This window comes from Gordonia hydrophobica NBRC 16057 (assembly GCF_001592365.1).
GTDB classification, from domain to species: Bacteria; Actinomycetota; Actinomycetes; order Mycobacteriales; family Mycobacteriaceae; genus Gordonia; species Gordonia hydrophobica.
Genome location: NZ_BCWU01000008.1, coordinates 126,625 through 147,610, shown reverse-complemented (window position 1 = coordinate 147,610; position 20,986 = coordinate 126,625). Strand labels below are relative to the sequence as shown.

Here is a 20,986-nt window from a genome sequence, read left to right as displayed (position 1 = left end):
AGTCATGAGCGACCCGGAGTCAAATGCAATTCCGATCAGCCTCGTCGCGCATACGGTCTTCTGTGCGCGACGAGCGTGGATCGAGGCGGTCGGTGAGCGCGTTGACAGCGCGCAGATCGAGGCGGGACTGCACGCACACGCGAGGGTGGATTCGGCCGTATCGACCGAAGGCGTGAGTCGATCCGTTGACATATCGCACGATGGACTCGGTCTCATAGGAAAGTGCGACGTTCTTGAGGCTGACGATGCTGGTACCGCGATCGTGGAGTACAAGGCAACGCCACTTCGGCGGGTACCAGAAGTGACTGACGCGAATATTGTTCAATTGGCACTTCAACGGATTTGTCTGGAGGCTGCCGGCACGCAGGTCGACGATCAACGCGTCTATTTCACAAATCACCGGCGGTCGGTGCACGTGCCGCTCAGCCCTTCTGATTTTGAGGACGCACATGCCTGGGTGGCGCGGACGCGTGAGATCGTCGAAGCCGCAGAGGCTCCGAAACCCCTGGTCGATGACCCGCGGTGTCGTTTCTGCTCCCATGTCGGCGTGTGTCTGCCTGACGAGCATGTGGCGCAAGAGTTGGTTCGCGTGCGGCGCATCGCCGTTGGCGATCCAGCGGGTGATGTCCTTCATCTGACAACGCCTGGGAGTCGCGCATCTATCAAAGCCGGCCGAGTCGTTGTGCACAAGGCGAGAGAAGAATCGACGTCCGTGCCTTTGGAGCGAGTGGTCGGGTTGGTGGTTCACGGCAACGTCGACATCTCGTCCGCTTTGATTCGCGAGATCCTCTGGCGTGGATACGGAATTGTGTGGTGTTCAAGCAGCGGCCGCGTGGTGGGACATGCGCGTTCGTCGAAGTCGCCAAACGGGTACCCGCGACTGATGCAGCATGTCCGGGCATACACTGGGGACCTTGCCCTTGCGCGAGAACTGATGGCTACCAAGGTCTCGAACCAGGCCACGCAACTTCGGCGTGGAACGAGAATCGATCTCAAAGCCGATGTCGGTCGGATGCGGACGATTAGCAAACAGATCGCGACGGCATCGAGCATCCCCGAGATCTTCGGGTTTGAGGGCGAAGCGGCGTCTGTCTACTTTGAAAATTTTCCCTCGATGGTGTCTGATTCGGCCGATCGAGTCTTCCTCGAACGTTGGAAAGGGCGTTCTGGGAGGGGAGCAAGTGACCCGCTGAATGTGGCACTCAATTATGCTTACGGACTGCTCGTCGCGGATTGCATTCGGGCAATTTGCGCGGCAGGACTGGATCCGCACGCAGGTTTCGTTCATTCTTCAAGCCGCAATAAACCGGCCTTCGCGCTGGACCTCATGGAGCAGTTTCGCCCAGTCATTGCGGATTCTGCGGTACTTTCGGCTATCAATAACGGACTACTGACGGGGGTCGACTTCTCCGAAGTCGCGGGATCGACTCGATTGCGGGTCTCGGGGCGGAAGGCCTTGACCTCCGAGTTTGAGCGGAGAATTGGGCACGAGTTCACTCATCCGATATTCAAGTACAAAATTTCTTGGCGGCGCGCGATCGAAGTCCAGGCGCGTATGGTTCTGGGAATTCTTGATGGAACGCGTGACGAGTACACCGGGATTCGGACGCGATGACTCCGTCTACGAGAAGGCTGTTGGTTGCGTACGACATCGTCGATGACCTCCGCAGAACGAAGCTCGCCAAGGTGCTCCAGTCGTACGGCGACCGTATTCAGTACAGCGTATTCCTGATCGACCTGACCGCAGCCGGGGAAGTGAGGTTGCGTCGCGAGGTCGCTAAGACGATCGATGCGCAAACTGACTCAGTTCTGTTCTGCGTCGTTGGTCTCAGTAGTGGTGGTAGAGACCCCGTTTTGAGCTTCCTCGGCCGTCGCAGGCCGACTCCGGACGAGATCGAGTTCATCGTGTGACAGGACGTCGCGAGAGCGCCGAACACATTGGCAAGTCACGGCCACGTCTCGCGTTGGGAAACGCCTGGTCAGACCTAACTCGCGCTGATTCGCGGTTTCGAGACGGCAGCCGCCTGGCGTGTCCGCGGGTACCGCTCGCGAAGGCCATGGAAAGTGCAGGTCAGAGCTTGTGTATTCTGGGGGCACCTTCCGCGACTTCGGTCGCGGAACCTTCGTTGAGGGTTCCGCAATCAGTACGCGGTACCCGTCGACCGGACGCCGCCTTCCGCGACTTCGGTCGCGGAACCTTCGTTGAGGGAGCCTCCGCAAATGGACGCGGCTTGCCGCCGCCGGTAACCCTTCCGCGACTTCGGTCGCGGAACCTTCGTTGAGGGGGCGGAATGACGCTCGGAGACCTCGAAGCATTCGTCCTTCCGCGACTTCGGTCGCGGAACCTTCGTTGAGGGAGGATATCGTTAACCGACGCACAACGACGCTCAACCTTCCGCGACTTCGGTCGCGGAACCTTCGTTGAGGGCCGAGACGGGTCACGCCAGCGACAGTGAGACGAACCTTCCGCGACTTCGGTCGCGGAACCTTCGTTGAGGGAGGGTTGGTGTGGGGTCAGGAGCGGAACCCGGCCTAGCGGCCTTCCGCGACTTCGGTCGCGGAACCTTCGTTGAGGGCGGTCGAGATAATCGACGCCGGTCACAAGGGCTCCTTCCTTCCGCGACTTCGGTCGCGGAACCTTCGTTGAGGGGCGATGGAGCTGAACCAGCTCGCGGACCGCGGCATCCCCCTTCCGCGACTTCGGTCGCGGAACCTTCGTTGAGGGTGGTCGGTGCATTGCCTGGCAGCGGTGTCTCCGGCGCCTTCCGCGACTTCGGTCGCGGAACCTTCGTTGAGGGCAGGACTTCCGACGCCAGCGCCCGCGAGTCTTTGCCCTTCCGCGACTTCGGTCGCGGAACCTTCGTTGAGGGTCTAGTTTACTTGGCGGTACTGCGATCCACTTGTTCGGCCTTCCGCGACTTCGGTCGCGGAACCTTCGTTGAGGGGGCTCATCATCCACCAAAACATCCACCGGATCACGCCTTCCGCGACTTCGGTCGCGGAACCTTCGTTGAGGGGTGAATAGTGGCGCGAAGGGTGGCCGGAATGGCGGTCGCCTTCCGCGACTTCGGTCGCGGAACCTTCGTTGAGGGTCCTTGACACCGTTGCTCCGCCGCCGCCAAGCGCCTTCCGCGACTTCGGTCGCGGAACCTTCGTTGAGGGTTGCCGCCACCAAAGTTCAGGTGGTTGCGGTACGGCCCTTCCGCGACTTCGGTCGCGGAACCTTCGTTGAGGGCGGTCGAGATAATCGACGTCGGTCACAGTGGTTCCTTCGCCCTTCCGCGACTTCGGTCGCGGAACCTTCGTTGAGGGTGTGAAGCGAGTCTAGTGCGCCTAGTGACGTACTCCCTTCCGCGATTTCGGTCGCGGAACCTTCGTTGAGGGGTGGACGCCTTGACCCCGAACTGCGACTCGAGTCCGCCTTCCGCGACTTCGGTCGCGGAACCTTCGTTGAGGGGCAGCGGTGCCGTCTCGGTCAAATACAGTTCGGGAATGCCTTCCGCGACTTCGGTCGCGGAACCTTCGTTGAGGGGACACCCGCCGAAAGATAACGAGCGGTTATTGGTTCGAACCTTCCGCGACTTCGGTCGCGGAACCTTCGTTGAGGGTGAATGGAAACTCGGTGACGCTTCCCGCGGTCTCGTGGCGGCCTTCCGCGACTTCGGTCGCGGAACCTTCGTTGAGGGCCTCATCCTGCTCGGGGTGGGTGTTCCGGCGGGCGGGCCTTCCGCGACTTCGGTCGCGGAACCTTCGTTGAGGGTTCGTGCGGGGTCTGACCGCAGACGCTAGCGGGTCGACCTTCCGCGACTTCGGTCGCGGAACCTTCGTTGAGGGAAGCTCGAAGAAGCGTTGCGCGTCCTCAACGAAAGAACAGCCTTCCGCGACTTCGGTCGCGGAACCTTCGTTGAGGGTGGGACTCGATCCGGCCGCGTCGCTCGAACTGATGAAGAACCTTCCGCGACTTCGGTCGCGGAACCTTCGTTGAGGGCTGACTGCTGCAACATTCAAGGACAATCGCGAAGACCCTTCCGCGACTTCGGTCGCGGAACCTTCGTTGAGGGCGCCGCCCGCCAGTGCGGCGCGGACGAAGTCGACGAGGCCTTCCGCGACTTCGGTCGCGGAACCTTCGTTGAGGGGTCATCACCCAGAGTGAGTACTCGGGTACGTTCCACCTTCCGCGACTTCGGTCGCGGAACCTTCGTTGAGGGGCCAAGTTTTACGATCACCTAGGCGTTGATTGTCTTGGCCTTCCGCGACTTCGGTCGCGGAACCTTCGTTGAGGGGGGCTAAGTCGAACCCGATGCCCGAGAGCGTCACCGACCCTTCCGCGACTTCGGTCGCGGAACCTTCGTTGAGGGGACGGCGCGTTCGCCGAGGTCGGGGTGGATGCGTGCTCCTTCCGCGACTTCGGTCGCGGAACCTTCGTTGAGGGCGGATCGGGCCTGTCGACAAGACGAACCCGCGGATCGACCTTCCGCGACTTCGGTCGCGGAACCTTCGTTGAGGGAAGCTCGTCACCGATGAGCCCGACTTCTTGCACCTGCCCTTCCGCGACTTCGGTCGCGGAACCTTCGTTGAGGGGAAATCCAGGCACGCCGCTACGAACTCCTATGGGCGGAGCCTTCCGCGACTTCGGTCGCGGAACCTTCGTTGAGGGTCCTTGAGTCGTTCCTGTTCTACAGCGGGTTCGCGCTCCTTCCGCGACTTCGGTCGCGGAACCTTCGTTGAGGGCGGGTGCGGGACTCGATGAGATCGCAGTCCTCCGACTCGGCCCTTCCGCGACTTCGGTCGCGGAACCTTCGTTGAGGGTACGAGACCGGCGACATCCGCCTCTACCTCGGCGACTCCTTCCGCGACTTCGGTCGCGGAACCTTCGTTGAGGGTTGTGTGCGATCCACGCGAGCAGCATCATCACGACCAGCCTTCCGCGACTTCGGTCGCGGAACCTTCGTTGAGGGCCAGACATGACCGCACTCACCGTGACCGGCCTCGATCTCTCCCTTCCGCGACTTCGGTCGCGGAACCTTCGTTGAGGGGGCAGTCAAGGCACCAGCCACCACCGACGAACCCGACGCCTTCCGCGACTTCGGTCGCGGAACCTTCGTTGAGGGCCTCCAACTCATCCGCGCATGGTGCATCGCCCCACGGCCTTCCGCGACTTCGGTCGCGGAACCTTCGTTGAGGGCGCTGCTTCGATCTCGTCCCACGTGACGTCTTCGCCCTTCCGCGACTTCGGTCGCGGAACCTTCGTTGAGGGTCAACGTCCAAACCAAGCAGGCCCGCATCGTCAAACCAGCCTTCCGCGACTTCGGTCGCGGAACCTTCGTTGAGGGGAGTTTCTGGCTGGCCCAGTACGTGCTGACGATGGCGGTCCTTCCGCGACTTCGGTCGCGGAACCTTCGTTGAGGGTCGATCATGCTGCACCTGCCTCAATGCGACGCTTTGCCTTCCGCGACTTCGGTCGCGGAACCTTCGTTGAGGGACCAACTCGCGATATCCGCGGCCCGTCGCACCTGGCCTTCCGCGACTTCGGTCGCGGAACCTTCGTTGAGGGCTCTCAGCATCGTCCGGGTGTGGCAGTTCTCCACTCCACCTTCCGCGACTTCGGTCGCGGAACCTTCGTTGAGGGCGCTGCAGCGGAAGCCGCGGCCGCGAAGGACTCCGCCTTCCGCGACTTCGGTCGCGGAACCTTCGTTGAGGGTGCGCCCCGCACACGCACCGCGTCGAGCTTCTCGATTGCCTTCCGCGACTTCGGTCGCGGAACCTTCGTTGAGGGAGCGTGAACCGTAGGTGGTTGCCCTCGTCGTCGACCCTTCCGCGACTTCGGTCGCGGAACCTTCGTTGAGGGGTGACGTGGCCTGATCTTGCTGGGTTTATGGCTACCTTCCGCGACTTCGGTCGCGGAACCTTCGTTGAGGGTCGCGCACCAAGATCGAGTGCGCGTCGGTATCGGAGTCGGCCTTCCGCGACTTCGGTCGCGGAACCTTCGTTGAGGGTGGAGGTCGCCGCGGGCATCAGGATCGTCACGTGTCGGCCTTCCGCGACTTCGGTCGCGGAACCTTCGTTGAGGGTGCGGGGACTTTGCCTGATGGCACGAATGTGGAGATGGGCCTTCCGCGACTTCGGTCGCGGAACCTTCGTTGAGGGTGATCGACACGCCTTATCCCCCGTACGTCATCGAGGCCTTCCGCGACTTCGGTCGCGGAACCTTCGTTGAGGGCGGACTTGGCGTGAACCTGAAACAGGCCGTCCCACAGCGCCTTCCGCGACTTCGGTCGCGGAACCTTCGTTGAGGGCTGGAACCGCTATCCCAGCTCGCAGCGAAGCACGAACCTTCCGCGACTTCGGTCGCGGAACCTTCGTTGAGGGAGGTTGATGTTGCCGTCGAATACGCGGATTCGTGGACCGGCCTTCCGCGACTTCGGTCGCGGAACCTTCGTTGAGGGCGATCCGAGACGTAGGCGTCGAACGCCTTGCCCTGCACCCTTCCGCGACTTCGGTCGCGGAACCTTCGTTGAGGGAGGAATTTCTCTCGCCCAGGCGTGCCCGTCTGGATGCGCCTTCCGCGACTTCGGTCGCGGAACCTTCGTTGAGGGCGAGCACCGGGCCGACCTCGGAAACGTTCTTCACCTTCCGCGACTTCGGTCGCGGAACCTTCGTTGAGGGCGCGGTGCAGCCTGGCGCGGCCGGGTCCGTCGTGGGTCCTTCCGCGACTTCGGTCGCGGAACCTTCGTTGAGGGATCCTGAAAGGTAATGATCCTTCACTGGCCGCGGCCTTCCGCGACTTCGGTCGCGGAACCTTCGTTGAGGGAGGAAGCGTTCGCGACCAGGCACACCAGACTGCCGTCGCTCCTTCCGCGACTTCGGTCGCGGAACCTTCGTTGAGGGCCGTACGGCGCGCCGGTCACGCCGAGCTGCTGCTGGACCTTCCGCGACTTCGGTCGCGGAACCTTCGTTGAGGGTTGGTAGTAGGCACTCTCAATGTGTGTGAGAATAAACCTTCCGCGACTTCGGTCGCGGAACCTTCGTTGAGGGACCGCGAACGGCATCAGCGCCCGACACGACCGCGTGACCGCCTTCCGCGACTTCGGTCGCGGAACCTTCGTTGAGGGAACAAACACAAGGCCGCCGCCCACTTCGCGCCAGCCTTCCGCGACTTCGGTCGCGGAACCTTCGTTGAGGGTCCAGGATCGCGGTGTCGAGCCTGTCCTTGGCTGAGACCTTCCGCGACTTCGGTCGCGGAACCTTCGTTGAGGGTGATCAGTCTCGGTGGACTGTGACCGGGACTTTGCCCTTCCGCGACTTCGGTCGCGGAACCTTCGTTGAGGGCGCAACCGCATGGCCGAGCACGAGCTGCGCAGCATGCGCCTTCCGCGACTTCGGTCGCGGAACCTTCGTTGAGGGTGGAAATGGAAGAACGCGGGGTGGCGTCTCTCGAGCCTTCCGCGACTTCGGTCGCGGAACCTTCGTTGAGGGCGTGCGGTGATCGTCGAGAACGTCGTCGACGCCGCCAAGCCTTCCGCGACTTCGGTCGCGGAACCTTCGTTGAGGGGCGGGCGATCACGTCCATCATCCGAGCCTCGGCAAGCGGACCTTCCGCGACTTCGGTCGCGGAACCTTCGTTGAGGGAACATGGAGTTCCTTTCAGGAGGCTCTGCGGTGTCGGCCTTCCGCGACTTCGGTCGCGGAACCTTCGTTGAGGGATGGCGGCGTTCATCGGGGTTTCGTCGGTAAAGCCGGAGCCTTCCGCGACTTCGGTCGCGGAACCTTCGTTGAGGGCTGGTCAATCGGGCCGCGTACACATCGAGATTCGGACTGCCTTCCGCGACTTCGGTCGCGGAACCTTCGTTGAGGGGCGACCGGCAGCATCCTCGAAGGCATCGGCCAAACCTTCCGCGACTTCGGTCGCGGAACCTTCGTTGAGGCGAAAGGATTTGACATGAACAAGTTTGAGCGAGCAGCAACCTTCCGCGACTTCGGTCGCGGAACCTTCGTTGAGGCCGGTCTCGCCGACCGTCGCGCCAGACTCGCCCGATGCACCTTCCGCGACTTCGGTCGCGGAACCTTCGTTGAGGCGAGGGACAGACGGAACTAAGCAACGGCACCGGCGAGACCTTCCGCGACTTCGGTCGCGGAACCTTCGTTGAGGCTGGTCGATGAGCCATCGGTTGATGGCATCCATGTCGGGCCCTTCCGCGACTTCGGTCGCGGAACCTTCGTTGAGGCAACGGCGGCCCTGGTGGTGGTCATACTGCGGGCACGACCTTCCGCGGCTTCGGTGGCGGAACCTTCGTTGAGACGCTGGAATCTCCTACACGACGACTGACTCTTACGGCACCTTCCGCCCACACAGCGCAGGTCCCGTCGCCGCACGCCATGCGGACCAACAACAAAGTCGGCAGGAGAGTCAACCTGCACAATTCCGGTCTGGGTAAGGCCGAGCTGTCGGACCTCGACGACCCTCGGATCGTGAAACTGCGTTTCGCAGGCCGGGTTTCCCTCGACCACCGAACACGGCGTCACGTCGTTGTCCGGCGCGTTCGCCGAAGTCGAGAAGGTGCCTACCTCACGCATGACTGACGACGTGTTGGAACGCGCGGTCGTGGCGTTGGGGCGGGCGACCGGCGTCATTTCGGATGCGCTGATCGGGGCGCGGGAAGCGTAGATGCGACCACGGTCGGCGCACTGGGGTGAGCGTGCAGATCGTCCAGCGGCTCCGGTAACTTGCTGCCGAGAAGGGCACGAGCTCGCTGAGGAATAGCAGGGCACCGTCACGCGCTGTAACGACCGTGAAGAACATCGGTTTCCTCTCGTTCGGACACTGGTCCGACGTTCCCGGCTCGCTCGTCCGCTCGGGCGCGGACGCCCTCCTGCAGTCGATCGACCTCGCCGTCGCTGCCGAGGAGCTCGGCGCCGACGGCGCGTACTTCCGCGTTCACCACTTCGCACGGCAGCTCGGCACTCCATTCCCTCTGCTCGCTGCGATCGGCGCGCGGACCAGCCGCATCGAGATCGGTACCGGAGTCATCGATATGCGTTACGAGAATCCGCTCGCGCTCGCTGAGCAGGCCGGTGCCGCCGACTTGATTGCGGGAGGTCGGCTGCAATTGGGAATCTCGCGAGGATCGCCCGAGCAGGTGATCGACGGCTACAAGTACTTCGGCTACGTGCCCGGCGACGGTCAGTCCGACGCCGATATGGCGCGTCAGCACGCCGGCGTGTTCTTGAAGGTCATCGACGGTGAGGGTTTCGCTCAGCCGAACCCCAACCCGATGTTCGCGAACCCGGGCGGACTGCTGCCGATCGAACCGCAGTCGCCGGGACTGGGCGAGCGAATCTGGTGGGGCGCCGGGTCGCGTGCCACTGCGGAGTGGACCGCGCGCCAAGGCTTGAATCTAATGAGTTCGACCCTGCTCACCGAGGACACCGGGATTCCGTTCCACCAGCTGCAAGCTGAGCAGATCGACCGGTTTCGCACCGAGTGGAACGCTCAGGGATTCGAGCGGGAACCGCGAGTGTCAGTGAGCCGCAGCATTTTCCCGATCGTCACCGAGGAGGACAACCGGTACTTCGGCCTCCGCGGACAGGCGTGCAAGGACCAAGTGGGCGTGATCGACGGGGCCACGGCCCGTTTCGGCCGAACCTACGCCGCCGAGCCGGACGACCTCATCGAGCAGTTGCGCGAGGACGAGGCGATCGCCGCAGCAGACACGCTTCTGCTCACCGTGCGCAACCAGCTAGGTGTCGACTACAACGCACATGTCATCGAGTCGCTGCTGACGCACGTGGCACCGGCGCTGGGGTGGCGCTGAGGCGGCGGTGCCGCTCGTTTACTGCCAAGATCTGCCCGGACAGCGCCCTCCGCTGGAAGATTGCCAGTGGAGGTTGCTGAGAGGGCAGATCTCGGCAGCGTGGAAGGCGCCGACCTGATCGGCTGTGGTCATGCCGGCAACCGTCCAGGTCGCCATCGTCCTACTTCAGTGAAACCTTGGCGCCGTTGGAGAATAGTGAGTCATGCAACTCGATCGAGGCGGGAGTTGCGTTCTTCGGCATGTCGAACACGAGCTTCACATTGACCGAGTTTCCAGGATTGATGTTGTCCCAGACCGGGATGTCCGAACCGCCGAGAGCAATCTGAGCGGTCGTGTCGGACTCGAACGTGCGGTCCTTGTTGTCGACGAGCTTCTGCGCTGACGGCGAGAAGGACTGGGGCTTGTCGCCGATGTTCTCGACCTCGATCGTGACGACGACGAATTGACCTTGGGCCTCTTGCTTGAGATACGGGTTGTCGCCGACGGACGACAGTCCCGTCGCAACATCCGTCACCGTGAACTCGAACTTTCCGTCGCGGACCGCGGTGTTGAGTCCGGGGGCCGTGGCCGCGTCTTTGGAGTCACCGGTAGCGGGAGTCGCCGTGCTGTCGCTCGTGCTGGTGTTCGTACCGCTGTTTGCGGACTCACTCGACGAATCCTCGTCATTTCCGCTCAACGCAGCGCCGAGAACAATGAGGAGGACGATCGCACCAACAACGAACGGCCACTTCTTCCGCTTCTTGGCGGGTGGCATCGCAGGCTGGTAGCCCTGTCCGGACACCTGGTAGGGAACGTTTGCGGCAGGCGGTCCTTGGTAGCCGTAACCGGGGGCCGGGTACGAACCATTCGCAACGGGCTGGTCCGGGTAACCCTGTCCAGGATTCTGGTTGGGGTCATGTGGCGGCACGGGAGGCGGGTTGGTCATTCTGAGAGAGTGCTCCTGATACTGATGGCATTGGATGCGGTGGCATCCACGTCAGGTATCGGATTAGACGATTGGGGTGTTAACGATAAATGACCTAATTGATCTGTTCGTGTGACAGACCGTACGAACTCGATCTCCGTGGCACCGGTGTCGCCGATCGCCTGTGCGTTCTTCTCTGATCACCCCTCGGCGAGCTCAGATCTCGACCATCCGATGCTCCCGGGCCGGGCGACGCTGGCCGCGGATCGCGATGAGTTCGCGCGCGTGGGCGTCGAGGGCGACGTCGCCGTCGAGGTGCGGTTCCCATGCTCGGGTGGTGACGGCGTCGCCGTTCTCGTCGAGCGCGGCGAGCACGGTCAGACTGTGTGCCGCGAGCCTGCGCGTCTCCCGGCCCTCTCTCGGCCAATGCGCATAGACGTGCACCGAAACGTGCATGGTCTGGCGTCCGGTGTGGATCAGACGCGCGGAGATCTCGACCACCTGGCCGATGCGAATGGGGGCGTAGAACCGCACGCCGCCCATGTACACCGTCACGACCTCGCCGCGGCACCACTGCGTTCCGACGAGGTACGCGGCGTCGTCGATCCAGCCCATCACTCGGCCGCCGTGCGTGTTGCCTCCCCAGTTGACGTCGGTCGGGGCGGCGAGAAAACGCGTCGCGGCCTCCGGCGCCGCCGAGGGCGCGGCGTAGTCGGCTCCCGCCATCGCTGCGGTGATCTGGTCGCGGACCTGGCTGCGCTGCACTGCGTACTGCGACCGCGCGACGTCGTCGACGCTGGTCGGCGACCACTGGCGGACGGGGGTCGGCTTCCCGTCGTCGTCGACCGCGACGAAGACGAGGATGCAGCGGCTGGCCTCGGTGAAGTCGCCGAGCCGAGGATCGGCGGAGGCGACGCGGCACTCGATGTGCATGCTCGACCGGCCGGTGTGGACCAGGTCTGCGGTGACCTCGACGATGTCGCCGGAATCGATGTCGCGACCGAAACTGATGTTTCCGACGTACGCGGTCACGCTGTAGCCGCCCGACCATGCTGCCGCACAGGCGTAGGCGGCCTTGTCGATCCATTCCAGGATGCGTCCGCCGCGGACGCCTCCGCCGAGTGACGAGACGTCCGTGGGCGCCGCCATGAAGCGGAGGGTGATCTGTCGGTCGGTTGTCGTCATGTGTCTCTCCTCGAGCTGGGTGTGGCAATCATGGACCGGCGCCCGACCTCACCGTCGGTCGGGGGAGGGCGGTGAGGAGTCGTTGACGCAGGCGCAACACCGTCGCCATGTGGTCGACGTCGATGAACGCGACGAACCGCGTCACTCCTCCGTCGACACCACCAGCGCCCAGAGCACGCCGAACGGGTCGCGGACCTGACCATAGTGATCACCCCACGGTGCGAGAGCGAACGGCATCGCGATCTCAGATCCACGTCCGGTCAGGACCGCGATGAGCGATTCGGCTTCGGCGACCGACTCGAGTCCGATCAGGAACGAGTAGACGTCGGAGGTCAGGTGCTGGTCGTCACCGAAGCCGTCGCCGCCGGCGAGAGTGATCAGACCGCCGCTCAGTTGTGCGTGGGCCACCGCGTCGGGCGGCGGAGTGAAGGGAAAACCGGTGGTGTCGGTGTCGCCGTACTTCTGCAGGTCCAGCGAGCCGCCGAAGACCTCGTGATAGAAGGTGAAAGCCTCGGCGGCGTTACCGGGGAAGCTGACGTACGGACTGAAGGAATGCGAAGCCATCAGGTGTCCTTGTCGTTGAGTGTCGCGGTCACATGTTGTCGCGGGAGGTGAATCCGTGCCGCGAGAGTACCAAGGGAATCGGACGCTGGCAGGGGTCTTTGCGGATGGGTCGGCGCCGAAATCTCGGTGGTGCTCGCGCGCTGTTGTCGATTAGCGCGAACGCGACGCGGCGGTCATCGCGCCCAACGTGATCCGCTCCACCCGGTGGATCTCGATGTCGCGGACCCGCGGCAGCGATCGCCACAGCAGGGCCCCGCCGCGCGTGCGCAACAGCGGGCCGACGATCCGGTGGAATCGCGCGATCTCCTCCGCCGTGCTGGCGCGTTGCTCGCCGACGGTGCCGATCAACCGGACCGCGGGCTGTCGTGCGAACGCGCCGCGGAGCAGCCCGGGAAGCCACAGTGTGCGACTGCTGTCGACAGCGAGGATCTCCACTTCGGGCCGCAGGTCGACGTTGTGTGCGAGTCGGGTGTTGAAGACGTCGAAGTAGATGCCCGTTCCATGGGAGCCGAGCAGGACGGAACCGATCGGCGTGACGTGCGCCGATCCGCCTGGGTTGCGGCTCGCAATGCTGCAGTGCAGAGAACTGCGGATCGCTCGACGGGTGATTCGTCTGGCCTCCGACCACTGCCGGTCGGTGATCATGACGTCTCGCCGCGCGTTCGCGTCGCCGAGCCCTGGCCGACCGCACAAGTTCGGGCGGCGCCGTCGGCCCCGAGACATTCGATGACGACGGTCGCCACGGCGTGGCGACCGTCGTGCGCGGTGACCGTGGCGGTGGCGCGCAAGGTGCCCTCCCGCGCCGCGGCGAGATAGGTGACGGTCAGGCCACTGGTGATGATGCTGGTGCCGAGGACGGTGCCGCAGGCGAACGTCAAGGCGTTGTCGACCAGGTAGGCGTAGACGCCGCCGTGGACGACGCCGTACTGCTGCCGGTGGTGATCGGCGATCTCGAGTTCGATGATCGCCTCGCCGGCGTGGAACCGCTCGATGGTGGCACCGACGAGCTGGTTGAAGGGCTGCGCTGCGAGAACGGACCGGGCGACCGAGAGGGGCTCTGTCGAAGCGGACATGTCGACTTCCTTAGTGGAGTGGTAGCTCTACAATCTATTAGAGCATGTACTCTACAAATATGGGAAGGCCCGCCAAGCACACGATCGATGATTTCCTGGACGCCGCTGTCGCGATCTTCGCCGACGACGGCGTCCGTGCCGTGACACTGGCAGCGGTGGCAGGCAGGCTCGGGGCGGCGAACGGCTCTGTTTATTACCGCTTCCCGGACCGCGAGAGTCTGCTGCAGGCGGTGTGGCTGCGGACGGCGCAGCGATTCCGAGATCACTACACGCAGCAGCTGGGCGACGAACCCGGCATCGAGGAGGCGATCGACGCGGCGGCGTGGATCGTGCAATGGTGCCGCGACAATCCTGCGCAGGCACAGGTGTTGCAGGCGGGGCCGCGCACCTTCGGTCCCGACGAGTGGCCCGCGCAGGAGGCCGACGTTCACGCCGGTCACGCGCAGCTGCGCGGCTTCGTCGCGACGCTGGCGGAGCAGTCCCTCGCGACGCCGGACGAGATCGCCTTCGCGCTGATCGAACTACCGCTGGCCGTGGTGCGGCGTCATCTCCAGGCCGGGCGCGCGCCGACAGACAGGGACGTCGAGCTGGTTCGCCGTCTCGCCACGGTGATCCTCAGCCGACCGTCACCGACGTCATGACGATCGGTCGGTCGTCGGTCGGTGCCGATCAGCTGGGCCAGTACATGCTGTCCGGGGTGGCCCGGGCGCCGAAGATGGCCTGTCCGACCCGCACGCAGGTGGAGCCCTCTTCGATCGCGAGTTCGTAGTCGCCCGACATCCCCATCGAGAGTCCGCCGTCGCCGATCAGGTCGGGGTTCTCCTCGCGGACGCGGTCGCGCAGTTCGCGGAGCAGTCGGAAGCAGGGGCGGACGCGGTCCACGTCGTCGGAGAACAGGGCCAGCGTCATCAGCCCGCGGACGCGCAACGACGAGAAGTTCGGCAACTGCTTCAGCAGGGCGGGCAGCTCGTCGGGATCGAGTCCGTACTTGCTCTCCTCGTCCGAGGTGTTGACCTGCACATACACGTCCAGTTCGCGGCCGACCGCCTGCAGCCGGCGATCGAGGGCTTCGGCGACGCGGAGACTGTCGAGAGCTTGGAACTCGCCCGCGAAGGCGGCGACGTCTTTGGCCTTGTTGGTCTGCAGGTGACCGATCACCGACCAGGAGACATCCAGATCGGCGAGATTGCCGTGCTTGCGTTTGGCTTCCTGCACCTTGTTCTCACCCAGCTCGCGGCAGCCCGCGGTGACGGCGTTGACGATGCGCTCTTCGGGAACCGTCTTGCTGACCGGCAGCAGTCGGACGTCGCCGGGGTCTCGCCCTGCGCGGTGTGCGGCGGCGTCGATCTTGGCCTGCACCGCGGCAAGGTTCCGACGGAAGTCCTCGACCTCGACGGCGGTGGTGTACTGGCCCGTGTTCGCGGAGTCTGCATCGGTCATGTCTCCAGTATCCCCAGCGGCGCAAATCGGTTCGGCGACGACCGATCTCGCCTGAGCTGGACTGGAACCGACGACTCCGCCGGTTCCAGTCCCACGGGCCCTACTCGGCGTTGCGCCCTCGGGCCGCCGACTCGATCAGGTTGTCGCCCGGCAGCGCGGACCCGGACTGCACTGCGCTGATCCAGGTCTCCGTGGCGGCGACCGCGGCCCAGTTCGAGTTCAGCAGGGTCATGATGGTCTCGTGGACCTGCTTCGCCGGTGCGGACCCGGCCGCGTTGGCGAGATCGATGGCGCCGGTGGCGTCCGAGAGGACCTCGACGGTGAAGCCCAACGGTTCGGCGGCGGCCGCGGATCCGAGGACGCAGTTGTTGGTCATGTAGCCGACGAGGGTGAGGGTGTCGATCTCCCGCTCGCGCAGCCACTGTTCGAGGTCGGTGCCTGCGAAGACGCTGGCGAACGTCTTCGTGAACTGGTGCGACACCTGCGCTGAGCGCTTCTCGAGATCCGGGTGCAGCGGGAACGTCGCCGATCCGGGGGCGAAGATCGGGGCGCCTTCCGCGGTCTGGTGCTGCACGACGACCACGGGAACGTTCGCCTGCGCGGCGGCGTCCATGGCGGTGGCGATCTGAGCGACGGACTGGTCGCGGTCGGGGTACTGGATGGGCAGCAGGCCCTCGAAGTACTCCTGCTGAGCGTCGATGATGACGAGCGCGCGGCGTGGTGCGGACATGTGATTCTCCTTTGTTTCCGCATGAGGCTGTCTCCTCATGCGGCAGTCTCTTCATGCGGCTGACTCCGCATGAGGGTTCTCATCTGGCGGTTACTCGGTGGGGTGGGTTCTCAGGGGTGGGCGGGCATTCCGTAGTGGTCGGCGAGCAGGTCGACGGTGCGCTCTGCCGCCCCGCTGGTGTGGCTGCCGAGCACGAGCATGACCTCGTCGACGCCGGTGGATGCGTGGAGTCGTTCGAGTCGCGCCGCCACCGTCTCCGCGGTGCCCGCATAGGAACGCGCGGTGTACAGGTCGAGGATCGCCTGCTCGTTCGCGGTCGCCGGGTAGCTCGCGACCTCATCGGGAGACGGCATGATGAACGACTCGCGTTTGAACATGCGGAGCATGGCCATCGCCATCGTGGACGCCTCCCGACGGGCGACGTCGGCGTGCTCGTCGACCACGGCCGGAACGCTGACCAACGAGTACGGGCGGTCCAGAATCTCAGACGGCGTGAACTCGGTCCGGTAGATGTGCAACGCGGTGTCGATGTTGGCGTCGCCGAACTGCAGCGCGAACGCGTAGGGACGGCCAAGGTGTGCTGCCAAGTGGGCGGAGTACGGAGACGATCCGAGGATCCATACCTCGGGTCCGGTGTCCGATCCGGGTGCTCGGTTCTCCGTCGCCTGCCACGGTCCGGGCACCGCGTGCACGTCGCGGTACGGGTGGCCGGCCGGGAAGTCGTCGCCGAGGAAGTTCAGCAGCTCGGTCACCTGATGAGGGAATCCGTCGTTGACGCCGGCTCCGTGACGCAGTGCCGCCGCGGTGGCCGGGTCGGTGCCCGGGGCACGCCCGAGCCCGAGATCGATGCGCCCCGGCGCAAGGGCCTCGAGCATCCCGAACTGCTCGGCGATCACGAGCGGCACATGGTTGGGCAGCATCACCCCGCCCGCCCCGAGACGGATCCGCTCGGTCTCCGCGGTGAGTCGCGCCATCATCAGCGGCGGTGAGGCGACCGACAGTCCCGGCATGGCGTGATGCTCCGACATCCAGAACCGGTGATAGCCACGACGGTCCGCAGCATGTGCGACGCGGATGGTCTCCGCCAACCCGTCCTGGGCGGTGCGGCCGATCCCGGGACCGCCCCCGGTATGCACGGACAGCGAGAACGGGGCAGAGCCGAACAAGGGGGCAGTGGGCACGAGGACACTCTCATCTCATGGAATATCGCGATCTTTAACGTGATTGAAGCCTAGCGATTACTCACGATAAATTGCAACTGTTACCATGAGATACATGATCGAGATGCCGCTCCCGCCCAGTCCCGGCGCCGCCGAGCACGTGAGCATCGACCTGGTCAACAGCGTTGTTCACCTGCCCGGCGGGCGCAGTGTCGATGCTCTCGACACCCCCGAGTCCACCACCGCGTGGTTGATCGACCGGGGTCTGGTGGCGACGGGTTCGGAACTGCAGTCGTACTGTCAGAACCGCCTGATCGGTCTGCGGAACGACCTGCAGGCGGCGTTCGTCTCAGCGGTGACGGGCGAGCCGCTCGACCCGCGCGTGCTCGACCGTGTCAACGCCGCTCTGGTCGCGGCTCCGCACGTGTCCCTGCTCCGGACGAAGGCCGGGGGCGGGTTCGCCCGATCGGCCGAGCATCCGGTCACTCAACTCGTCGAGCACGCCATGTCAGTGGTCGCCGACGATGCGGCCACGCTGCTCGCCGGCGACGACGTCGCTCTGCTGGCTCAGTGCGGCGCCGAACCGTGCACTCGCTTCTACCTGCGGACTCATGGTCGTCGGCAGTGGTGCTCCACCCGGTGCGGCGATCGTGTCCGTGCTGCCCGTGCGTTCGCGCGCAAGCGGGAGGCGGCGGCCGTGCGTCGCTGACGCTCACACCCGCTGGATGATGGCCGCCAGTCCCTGGCCGCCGCCGATGCACATGGTCGCGAGGCCGTACAGCGCGTCGCGGCGAACGAGCTCGCGGGCCAACGCGCCCAGCATTCGAGTTCCCGTGGCGCCGACGGGGTGGCCGAGCGAGATGCCGGAACCGTGGACATTGATCCGGTCGAAATCGTCTGTGCTGAAACCCCATTCGCGAGTGCACGCGAGGACCTGGGCGGCGAACGCCTCGTTCAGCTCGATCACGTCCATGTCGGCCAGCGACAGGCCCGCGCGCGTGAGCGCGGCCGCCGTGGCGGGAACGGGTCCGATCCCCATGCGGGCGGGTTCGACGCCCGCGACCGCCCACGACACCAGGCGTGCCATCGGCCGCAGACCGAGCTGCTCTGCGCGGTCCGGGTGGGTCACCAGACACGCTGCGGCCGCGTCGTTCTGACCGCTCGCGTTGCCCGCGGTGACCGTGGCGTCGGGGTCCGACGACGCCAGCACGGGCCGAAGCCTGGCGAGGGACGACGCGGTGGTGCCCGGACGTGGGTGTTCGTCGACGGCGACCGTGGTCTCGCCGGTCGCCGACGTCACGACCACCGGCACGATCTCCTCGGCGAGCACCCCGGACTCCTGGGCGGCGACGGCACGACGCTGTGATTCTGCGGCGAGCTCGTCCTGTTCTGCGCGTGTGATGCCGTACTCGCGACGCAGGTTCTCCGCGGTCTCGAGCATGCCGCCGGGAACCGGGTGGTCACGTCCGCCGGCCGTGATGCGGCCGCGGGCCAGGCCGTCGTGCAGCATCACGCCGGGGCCGTGGACTCCGCGTCGCATGTCTGCGGAGTAGAAGGGCACGTTGCTCATCGACTCGGCACCACCCGCGACGACCACGTCGTCGGCGCCGGTCGCCACCTGCATGCCCGCGACGATCACCGAGTACAGGCCGGAACCGCACCGACGATCCACCTGCGCACCGGGCACGGTGATCGGCAGGCCGGCGTCGAGAGCGACGACGCGTCCGATCGCGGGAGCCTCGCTGCTGGGGTAGCAGTGACCGAGGATCACATCGTCGATCGCCTCCGGCGCGACACCGGTGCGGTCGATGAGTCCGCGCAGCGCCGCCTCGCCCAACTGTGCCGCCGACAACGATTTCAGTGCGCCGCCGAAGCGGCCGATCGGAGTCCGAACCGGTTCGCAGATCACCACATCGCGCATGGGGTCAGCCTGTCACGGTTGAGCCGTCCGAGAGGTGAAAGCGGTGAGCCAGGCCGTCACGATCTGCTTCTCCCGTTCGGGGCGGTCGCGGAGAACCGCGCCGATGGCGAGGCCACGGAGCAGGCTGAGGAGGCCGTCGAGGAAGATGGCGAAGTGTTCGTCGTCGAGATCGAGTGACAGCGGTGCGAGTGCGTCGCGCAGGTCTCGGAAGAGTCGGCGGGCGCCGGGCCGCAGTGCATCGCGCAGCGTCGGCTCGGTGCGCGCGGCGATCCAGAGTTGTAGTCCGGCGACGAAGGTCGGGCGGCGGGTGATCTCGTGAATCACCTCGACGGCCTCCGCGATGGGGACGTCCGGGGTCAGTGCGTCGCGCATCTCCTCGGCCTGGTTCTCGGCGATGAAATCGACTGCCGCCACGGCGATCTGGGACATCGACGAGAAGTGGTGGGTGAGTGCTCCGCGGCTGACGCCCGCGGCCGTCTGCACGCGCTGCATCGTCATGCCGGCATAGCCGTGCTCCACGAGCACCTCGACGGCGCCGGTCAGAATCTGCTCGCGCGTGCGGACGGCACGCTCTTGACGGGGCTCAACGGTCACGCGATAATTCTGTCAGACGAAAAACAGACCAAATGATCTGTTTTAGGAATCGGCACACTCGCGGGAGAGGCTTCTGATGGCACTGGCGGCAAGCTTGATTCGACGCGGCGCGCTGGCGCACGCAGACCGGACGGCGATCTACGTCGGCGACGAGAGCCTCACCTACCGTGAGGTCAACGACCGTGCGAATCTCATCGCGGCCCGATTGACCGACGCCGGGGTGGCCAAGGGCACGCACGTCGCGCTCCTGGTGAGCAACGGCGTGAACTCGGTGCCGATGGAGTTCGCGGCCATCAAGGCGGGACTGGTGAGGGTGCCGCTGAATGCGCGCCTGTCGTTGGACGAGCATGCGGCGATGGTGGAGGGGTCGCGCGCGGACGTCGTCGTGGCCGACGCCTCGCTCATCGACCGCGGACGAGAGCTCGGCGCACGATTCCCCGACCTCACCGTCCTCGAACTGGGGACCGGCGGGGACGGCGATCTGCTGGCTCCTGCCGAGACCGTCGTCGGCGAACCCGCGGTGGACCTGGCGCCGGACGAACCGACGCTGATGCTGTACACCTCCGGCACCACGGGAACACTGAAGGCGGTCATCCACACGCAGGCGTCGTATGGCGCGATCTGCTCCAACATCCTCGCGAACCTGTTGAATCCGCAGCCGGATTCCGTGATGCTGCACGCGGCGTCGTTGATCCACGCCAGCGGGACGTTCGTGCTGCCGTACTGGATCCGGGGCGGGGCCGCTGCCATCCTTCCCGGTTTCGATCCCGCGGGATTCGCCGAGGCGATCGGCCGCTACCGCGTCACCGAGATCAACCTGGTGCCGACCATGTTCGCGATGCTGCTCAATGCCGGGGTGCTCGACGACGCCGATCTGTCGTCGCTGCGCAAGGTGATCTACGGCGCGAGCCCGATGCCGATGCCGGTCCTGGAGAAGTCGATCGCCGCGTTCGGTCCCATCCTCGCCCAGTACTACGGACAGACCGAGGCTCCGCTCGTGATCGCCGCGCTCGACGAGCACGCACACGCGGATCGGTCGCTGTGGGGAGCGTGCGGCATGCCGGCCAGCGACGTGGACCTGGTGCTGCTCGACGACACGGGCGCCGCGGTGCCGCACGGCGAGATCGGTGAGATCACCCTGCGCGCCCCGTTCCAGATGGCGGGCTACTTCGACGCCGACGAGCTGAACGCCACGACCTTCACCGAGTCCGGATGGATTCGCACCCGAGATCTGGCGCGCTTCGACAAGCGCGGCTACCTGCACCTGGTGGACCGCAGCGGCGACATGATCATCACCGGCGGCTACAACGTGTACCCGAGGGAGGTGGAGGACGCACTGGCGTCACATCCCGCCGTCGCCGAATGCGCCGTCGTCGGAGCTCCGGACGAGACCTGGGTGGAGGCCGTCACGGCGTTCGTCGCGACCAGACCCGGCGTGGAGGTTACCGAGGCGGAGTTGATCGCCCATGTCCGCGAGCGGATCGCCGCGCACAAGGCGCCCAAGTCGGTGCGCTTCGTCGACGCCATCCCGAAATCGGCCGTGGGGAAGATTCTGCGCCGCGCCTTGCGCGAGCCTCTCTGGGAGAAGGGCTGACCGCGATGA

At 65.3% G+C, this 20,986-nt stretch carries 16 protein-coding genes and 1 CRISPR repeat array; of the genes, 6 read left to right on the top strand and 10 right to left on the bottom strand.

From position 1 onward, the window contains the following. The first annotated feature begins 4 nt into the window (after positions 1–4). The 3 genes from GH2_RS21325 (at position 5) to GH2_RS14650 (ending at position 9,812) form a co-directional block, all read left to right on the top strand. A complete protein-coding gene (locus GH2_RS21325) occupies positions 5–1,615 on the top strand; it encodes a CRISPR-associated endonuclease Cas4/Cas1 (RefSeq protein ID WP_084247517.1) in 1,611 nt (536 codons plus the stop codon). Positions 1,616–1,635: 20 nt separating this feature from the next. After that, positions 1,636–1,911, top strand: coding sequence for a CRISPR-associated endonuclease Cas2 (cas2, locus tag GH2_RS14655; RefSeq protein WP_239588984.1), 276 nt, complete (start codon positions 1,636–1,638; stop codon positions 1,909–1,911). 185 nt (positions 1,912–2,096) lie between these two features. After that, positions 2,097–8,300: a CRISPR direct-repeat array (repeat unit 37 nt; unit sequence CCTTCCGCGACTTCGGTCGCGGAACCTTCGTTGAGGG). A gap of 489 nt (positions 8,301–8,789) precedes the next feature. Continuing rightward, complete coding sequence (locus GH2_RS14650) at positions 8,790–9,812, top strand: LLM class flavin-dependent oxidoreductase (protein ID WP_066169472.1); 1,023 nt, start codon at positions 8,790–8,792, stop codon at positions 9,810–9,812. 160 nt (positions 9,813–9,972) lie between these two features. On the opposite strand, the gene GH2_RS14645 is transcribed toward GH2_RS14650, so the two are convergent. From GH2_RS14645 to GH2_RS14625, 5 genes are all read right to left on the bottom strand, one after another. Next, positions 9,973–10,737, bottom strand: coding sequence for a DUF4352 domain-containing protein (locus GH2_RS14645; RefSeq protein ID WP_066169470.1), 765 nt, complete (start codon positions 10,735–10,737; stop codon positions 9,973–9,975). A 195-nt stretch (positions 10,738–10,932) separates the two neighbouring features. Next, entirely contained in the window at positions 10,933–11,901 is a 969-nt protein-coding gene (locus GH2_RS14640) for an acyl-CoA thioesterase (RefSeq protein ID WP_066169468.1), read from the bottom strand. A 141-nt stretch (positions 11,902–12,042) separates the two neighbouring features. After that, complete coding sequence (locus tag GH2_RS14635; protein WP_066169466.1) at positions 12,043–12,465, bottom strand: VOC family protein; 423 nt, start codon at positions 12,463–12,465, stop codon at positions 12,043–12,045. Positions 12,466–12,615: 150 nt separating this feature from the next. Beyond that, positions 12,616–13,110, bottom strand: coding sequence for a pyridoxamine 5'-phosphate oxidase (locus tag GH2_RS14630; protein ID WP_066169464.1), 495 nt, complete (start codon positions 13,108–13,110; stop codon positions 12,616–12,618). Continuing rightward, the gene (locus GH2_RS14625) at positions 13,107–13,538 is read right to left on the bottom strand and encodes a PaaI family thioesterase (protein ID WP_066169462.1); all 432 of its coding nucleotides are present in this window, start codon (positions 13,536–13,538) and stop codon (positions 13,107–13,109) included. Before GH2_RS14625 ends, GH2_RS14630 begins: the two co-directional genes overlap by 4 nt. A gap of 59 nt (positions 13,539–13,597) precedes the next feature. Here GH2_RS14625 and GH2_RS14620 point away from each other — a divergent pair, with 59 nt between their 5' ends. Then, positions 13,598–14,179 carry a TetR/AcrR family transcriptional regulator gene (locus GH2_RS14620; RefSeq protein WP_066169460.1) on the top strand — a complete coding sequence of 194 codons (582 nt, stop codon included), beginning with the start codon at positions 13,598–13,600 and terminating at the stop codon, positions 14,177–14,179. A gap of 28 nt (positions 14,180–14,207) precedes the next feature. On the opposite strand, the gene GH2_RS14615 is transcribed toward GH2_RS14620, so the two are convergent. From GH2_RS14615 to GH2_RS14605, 3 genes are all read right to left on the bottom strand, one after another. Then, positions 14,208–14,978: a YggS family pyridoxal phosphate-dependent enzyme gene (locus GH2_RS14615; RefSeq protein ID WP_066169458.1), complete on the bottom strand. Its 771-nt coding sequence runs from the start codon at positions 14,976–14,978 to the stop codon at positions 14,208–14,210. Positions 14,979–15,078: 100 nt separating this feature from the next. Then, positions 15,079–15,708, bottom strand: coding sequence for an isochorismatase family protein (locus tag GH2_RS14610; RefSeq protein ID WP_066169456.1), 630 nt, complete (start codon positions 15,706–15,708; stop codon positions 15,079–15,081). A gap of 110 nt (positions 15,709–15,818) precedes the next feature. Then, complete coding sequence (locus tag GH2_RS14605; protein ID WP_244885393.1) at positions 15,819–16,889, bottom strand: LLM class flavin-dependent oxidoreductase; 1,071 nt, start codon at positions 16,887–16,889, stop codon at positions 15,819–15,821. A gap of 94 nt (positions 16,890–16,983) precedes the next feature. Here GH2_RS14605 and GH2_RS14600 point away from each other — a divergent pair, with 94 nt between their 5' ends. Further along, positions 16,984–17,577, top strand: coding sequence for a CGNR zinc finger domain-containing protein (locus GH2_RS14600; RefSeq protein ID WP_066169453.1), 594 nt, complete (start codon positions 16,984–16,986; stop codon positions 17,575–17,577). Between the two features lie 3 nt (positions 17,578–17,580). Here GH2_RS14600 and GH2_RS14595 read toward each other — a convergent pair whose 3' ends face one another. After that, positions 17,581–18,789, bottom strand: coding sequence for an acetyl-CoA C-acetyltransferase (locus tag GH2_RS14595; RefSeq protein WP_066169452.1), 1,209 nt, complete (start codon positions 18,787–18,789; stop codon positions 17,581–17,583). A 12-nt stretch (positions 18,790–18,801) separates the two neighbouring features. Further along, positions 18,802–19,383, bottom strand: coding sequence for a TetR/AcrR family transcriptional regulator (locus GH2_RS14590; RefSeq protein WP_066169450.1), 582 nt, complete (start codon positions 19,381–19,383; stop codon positions 18,802–18,804). Between the two features lie 76 nt (positions 19,384–19,459). Here GH2_RS14590 and GH2_RS14585 point away from each other — a divergent pair, with 76 nt between their 5' ends. Next, complete coding sequence (locus tag GH2_RS14585) at positions 19,460–20,977, top strand: class I adenylate-forming enzyme family protein (RefSeq protein ID WP_084247505.1); 1,518 nt, start codon at positions 19,460–19,462, stop codon at positions 20,975–20,977. The last annotated feature ends 9 nt before the right edge of the window (positions 20,978–20,986 follow it).

Excerpts from the sequence above, each read along its gene's own strand:
- GH2_RS14585 (WP_084247505.1), top strand. The coding sequence starts at position 19,460 with ATGGCACTGGCGGCAAGCTTGATTCGACGCGGCGCGCTGGCGCACGCA.
- GH2_RS14640 (WP_066169468.1), bottom strand. The coding sequence starts at position 11,901 with ATGACGACAACCGACCGACAGATCACCCTCCGCTTCATGGCGGCGCCC.
- GH2_RS14645 (WP_066169470.1), bottom strand. The coding sequence starts at position 10,737 with ATGACCAACCCGCCTCCCGTGCCGCCACATGACCCCAACCAGAATCCT.
- GH2_RS14625 (WP_066169462.1), bottom strand. The coding sequence starts at position 13,538 with ATGTCCGCTTCGACAGAGCCCCTCTCGGTCGCCCGGTCCGTTCTCGCA.
- GH2_RS14620 (WP_066169460.1), top strand. The coding sequence starts at position 13,598 with ATGGGAAGGCCCGCCAAGCACACGATCGATGATTTCCTGGACGCCGCT.
- GH2_RS14610 (WP_066169456.1), bottom strand. The coding sequence starts at position 15,708 with ATGTCCGCACCACGCCGCGCGCTCGTCATCATCGACGCTCAGCAGGAG.
- GH2_RS14635 (WP_066169466.1), bottom strand. The coding sequence starts at position 12,465 with ATGGCTTCGCATTCCTTCAGTCCGTACGTCAGCTTCCCCGGTAACGCC.
- GH2_RS14600 (WP_066169453.1), top strand. The coding sequence starts at position 16,984 with ATGATCGAGATGCCGCTCCCGCCCAGTCCCGGCGCCGCCGAGCACGTG.
- GH2_RS14630 (WP_066169464.1), bottom strand. The coding sequence starts at position 13,110 with ATGATCACCGACCGGCAGTGGTCGGAGGCCAGACGAATCACCCGTCGA.
- GH2_RS14615 (WP_066169458.1), bottom strand. The coding sequence starts at position 14,978 with ATGACCGATGCAGACTCCGCGAACACGGGCCAGTACACCACCGCCGTC.
- GH2_RS14595 (WP_066169452.1), bottom strand. The coding sequence starts at position 18,789 with ATGCGCGATGTGGTGATCTGCGAACCGGTTCGGACTCCGATCGGCCGC.
- GH2_RS21325 (WP_084247517.1), top strand. The coding sequence starts at position 5 with ATGAGCGACCCGGAGTCAAATGCAATTCCGATCAGCCTCGTCGCGCAT.